This is a genomic window from Streptomyces sp. NH27 (genome assembly GCF_056859195.1).
In genome coordinates this window covers 1-4040 of sequence record NZ_JACEGK010000637.1, presented here as the reverse complement: position 1 = coordinate 4040, position 4040 = coordinate 1, and the positions used below count along the sequence as shown (strand labels likewise).

The 4040-nt window shown below is 71.1% G+C and carries 3 protein-coding genes; 1 reads left to right on the top strand and 2 read right to left on the bottom strand.

Annotated features, from left to right (window positions below):
• Window positions 1–420 precede the first annotated feature (420 nt).
• Window positions 421–981 (bottom strand): MarR family winged helix-turn-helix transcriptional regulator, encoded by a 561-nt coding sequence (locus AC13HU_RS33560; RefSeq protein WP_483045763.1) that lies wholly within the window; start codon window positions 979–981, stop codon window positions 421–423.
• A 179-nt stretch (window positions 982–1160) separates the two neighbouring features.
• Here AC13HU_RS33560 and AC13HU_RS33555 point away from each other — a divergent pair, with 179 nt between their 5' ends.
• The gene (locus tag AC13HU_RS33555) at window positions 1161–2453 is read left to right on the top strand and encodes an MFS transporter (RefSeq protein ID WP_483045764.1); all 1293 of its coding nucleotides are present in this window, start codon (window positions 1161–1163) and stop codon (window positions 2451–2453) included.
• A 126-nt stretch (window positions 2454–2579) separates the two neighbouring features.
• Here AC13HU_RS33555 and AC13HU_RS33550 read toward each other — a convergent pair.
• The coding region (locus AC13HU_RS33550) for a SpoIIE family protein phosphatase (RefSeq protein WP_483045762.1) at window positions 2580–4040 on the bottom strand (1461 nt) is incomplete at its 5' end.

Below are 4040 nucleotides of genomic sequence, written 5' to 3'. Positions count from 1 at the left end.
TTGGCACGCTGTTGAGTTCTCAAGAAACGGAAGCTGCCATCAGCGACCCTTCCGGGCCCCTCCGGGCTTTCCCTTCGTTGTGTTCCCGACTCTATCAGACGCTTTCCAGTGCCTGACCCCCAGTCAGCGGGGTTTGTCTTTCCGGCCCTTCGGCCGTTCCGACGAGTGAGACTTTAGCGGACTCGTCCCGCCTGACCAAATCGGCCGGGCGCTTCGAAACTCCACTCGCATTCCGCAAAAACGCACCGCGAAACGAAGACGCGCCGAGGCGCGCATCGAGTCGAGAGGTTACTGCGGGATGGCTGACCCGGGACCGACCTGGATCGGTGCTCACGTCGGACAGCTCGCGGTACGTTACGCATCCGTTCAGCCCATGTCAACTCTGGTGCGGCCGGGCGGACCACAGCGGTCGCGCGGGCCTCAGTCCAGGTCTTCGAGGCGGCCGCCGGCGTCGGGCTGGGAGAACTCCACCCGGCGCAGCAGGCGGGTCAGGATCTCGCCGAGCGCCGAGCGCTCGATCGGGGTGAGGTCCTGGAGCAGCTCGTCTTCGAAGACCGCGGCGAGCCGCATGGTCTGGAGCCACTTCTCCCGGCCTTCGTCGGTCAGCTCGACGATGACGCGCACGCGGTTGGCCTCGTCGCGGGCGCGGGTGACCAGTCCCTCGGTGACCATGCGGTCGATCCGGTGGGTCATGGCGGCGGGGGTCAGGCCGAGCCGCTTCGCGAGGTCGCCGGGGCCCAGCTGGTAGGGCCGACCGACGACGACAAGGGCCTTCAGGACTTCCCACTCGGGGTTGCTGATGCCGAGGTCGACGAGTTGGCGGCCGTACGCGACGTTCATCCGGCGGTTGAGCCGCCCGAGGGCGGTGACGACCTTCTCGACCTGGGGGTCGACTTCCGGGAACTCGCGTTGGTAGGCGGCGATCTGTTCGTCGAGGTCCAGCTCCTGCGGGGTTCCCGCGGAGCCTGGGGCTGCGGTCATGCCCCGAGTATGCCATGAAAAGACATTGCACTAAAGCCCTTCTCTGTGTAGTCTTTAGCTTCGAAGTTTACTACTGAAGTCTTCACTCCGAAGCTGTTGCGCCTCGGGGACGGACTCTGACTGTGCTGCGCCCGGGCTGGGTGCGGCCGTGATCGAGTGAGGTGAGTGTGACCACCGCGATGGGCGCCGCGCTGCGCCGTATCCAGCTGGGGAACGCGTTGAGCGCGTTCGGCAACGGCTTCACCGTGCCCTTCACGTTTATCTACGTGTCGCAGGTGCGCGGGCTGGGCGCCGGTACCGCAGGCGCGGTGCTGGCGACATTCGCCGTCGCCGCGCTCTTGGTGCTGCCCTTTACCGGTCGGGCGATCGACCGGCGCGGTCCGGTGCCGGTCGCCGTCGCGGGCACCGTGCTGGCCGCGTGCGGTTCGCTCGGGCTCGGGCTGTCCGGCAGCGAGGCCGGCGTCATCGCCGCGGCGGGCGCGCTGGGCGCGGGGATAGCCGTGGTGCAGCCGGCGCTGGCGACGATGATCGTGTGGTGCTCGACCACGGCGACGCGGTCACGGGCGTTCGCCATGCAGTTCTTCCTCAACAACCTGGGGCTGGGCGTCGGTGGGCTGATCGGCGGGCTGATCGTGGACACAGCGCATCCGTCGTCGTTCATCAGGCTGTTCGCGATCGAGGCGGCGATGTTCCTGGTGCTCGGCGCGGTGATCGCCACCGTGCGGGTGCCCGGGGCATCTCGCGTGAGCGCCGTCGAGCGGTCGGAGGCCGGTGGTGGCGCCGCGGGCGGTTGGCGGGCGCTGCTGCGGGACCGGGCGATGGTGATGGTCTGCGTGCTCGGCTTCGTGATGTTCTTCGCGTGCTACGGACAGTTCGAGTCGGGGCTGTCGGCGTTCGCGGTGGAGGTCACGCACATCTCGCCGGCCACGCTGGGTGCTGCACTTGCGGCCAACACCGCGGTCGTGGTGCTGGCGCAGTTCGTGGTGCTGCGGCTGGTGGAGCGCCGACGGCGCAGCCGGGTGATAGCCGCAGTCGGCCTGGTGTGGGCGGTGGCGTGGATGGCGGCCGGTGCGTCCGGCCTGATGCACGGCAACCACACGCTGGCGGTCGCGGCGATCATCTCCACGTACGCGCTGTTCGGGCTGGGTGAGGCGATGCTGGCACCCACCGTGAATCCATTGGTGGCCGATCTGGCGCCGGACCGGATGGTGGGGCAGTACAACTCGGCGTTCGCGCTGGTGAAGCAGCTTGCCCTCGCGTTGGGTCCCGCGGTGGCGGGTGTGATCGCGGCGGCCGGGGCGTACGACGCGTACATCCTGATGCTGGTGGTGTGCTCGCTGGCGATATCGGTGACGGCCCTGCGGATGGCGCGGCATCTCGCACCGGCGCATGACAGTCCGCTGCCGGTGGTCCGGGTGGTGGCGCAGTCGGTTCGTCCGGAGTCGGTCGAGGCCGAGCGCATACCGGGCTGAGCCGCGGGGCGTGCGCCGCTCGTGCCCGGGCTCGGTGCGCGGTGCCGTTCGGCCGGCGCCGGGGCGCTGCTGCGGCCGGGCGGACCGGTGCGGGGGCGTTCGACGGCCGCCCGCCCCGGCCGCCGGTCACACCGGCAGGGTGAACTCGCACCAGACGGCTTTGCCGCCGCCCGGGGTACGGCGGGAGCCCCAGCCGGTGGCGATGGTCGCGATGATCGAGATGCCCCGGCCGGCCTCGTCGGCGGGGTCGGCGCGGCGGCGGCGCGGAAGGTGCTCGTCGCCGTCGGTGACCTCGATGATCAGGCGCCGGTCGGTGCGTCGCAGCCGTAGCCGCATGGGCGGGATGCCGTGCTTGAGCGAGTTGGCGACGAGTTCGCTGGCCGCCTGGACGCCGAGGTCGTGCAGTTCGGTGGGGAAGCGCCAGGAGGCGAGCACCCCGGAGGCGAAGGCGCGGGCGCGGGGTGCGGCCTCGATGCCGCCGAGCAGGTCGAGCGAGGCGTTGCGGAAGAGTTCCGCGTCGGGGCCGGTGTGGTCGGGGTACTGCAGGACGAGCACGGCCACGTCGTCGTCGTGTTCCGAGGTGACGCCGAGAGAGCGCAGCAGCCGGTCGCAGATCACCTGGGGAGCGCCGGTGGCACCGGCCAGGGCGCGGGTGAGGGCGGCGACGCCTTCGTCGATGTCCTGGTCACGGCGCTCGATGAGGCCGTCGGTGTAGAGCACCGCGGTGCAGCCCGGGCCGAGCGGGACAGTGCCGGAGGTGTGGATCCAGCCGCCGGTGCCCAAGGGCGGCCCGGTGGGTTCCTCGACGCAGTGCACGGTGCCGTCGGGGTCGCGGATGAGGATGGGGAGGTGGCCGGCGCTGGCGTAGTGCAGGCGGCCCTCGCTGGGGTCGTGGACGGCGTAGACGCAGGTGGCGATCTGGGTGGCGTCGATTTCGGCGGCGAGCTCGTCGAGGAGTTGGATCACCTCGTGCGGGGGCAGGTCGAGCCGGGCGTAGGCGCGCACGGCGGTGCGGAGCTGGCCCATCACGGCGGCGGCGCGCACTCCGCGGCCCATCACGTCACCGATGACCAGGGCGGTGCGGCCGGCGCCGAGGGTGATGACGTCGTACCAGTCGCCGCCGACGGCGGCGTCGGTGCCGCCGGGCTGGTAGGTGGCGGCGACGCGGAGGTCGTCGGGCTGTTCGAGCTCCTGCGGGAGGAGGCTGCGCTGGAGGGTGACGGCGGTGTCGTGGAGGCGGCGTTCGCTCTCGCGGAGGCGTTCGGCGGACTGCACCTGGTCGGTGACGTCGGCGCCGAAGACGAGGACGCCGCGCTGCTCGGGGTCGGGGTGTCCGGGCTGGACGGGGGTGCAGGTGAAGGTGAAATAGCCCTCGCGGGTGGGCGTGCCCGGGGCGGTGTGGGCGCCCTGCGCGACCTTGCGGGCCTTGACGGTGCGCGGTTTTCCGCTGCGGAGGACCTGGTCCATCAGCGGGAGCAGGCCGAGTTCGTCGAGTTCGGGCAGGGCGTCGCGGGCGGGTGTGCCGGTGCTGCGGGGGCCGAAGACGTCGGTGTAGGCGTCGTTGCCGAAGCGCACCTGGTGGGCGGG

Coding starts and splice junctions, on each gene's coding strand:
- AC13HU_RS33555 (WP_483045764.1), top strand. CDS start 1,161: ATGGGCGCCGCGCTGCGCCGTATCCAGCTGGGGAACGCGTTGAGCGCG.
- AC13HU_RS33560 (WP_483045763.1), bottom strand. CDS start 981: ATGACCGCAGCCCCAGGCTCCGCGGGAACCCCGCAGGAGCTGGACCTC.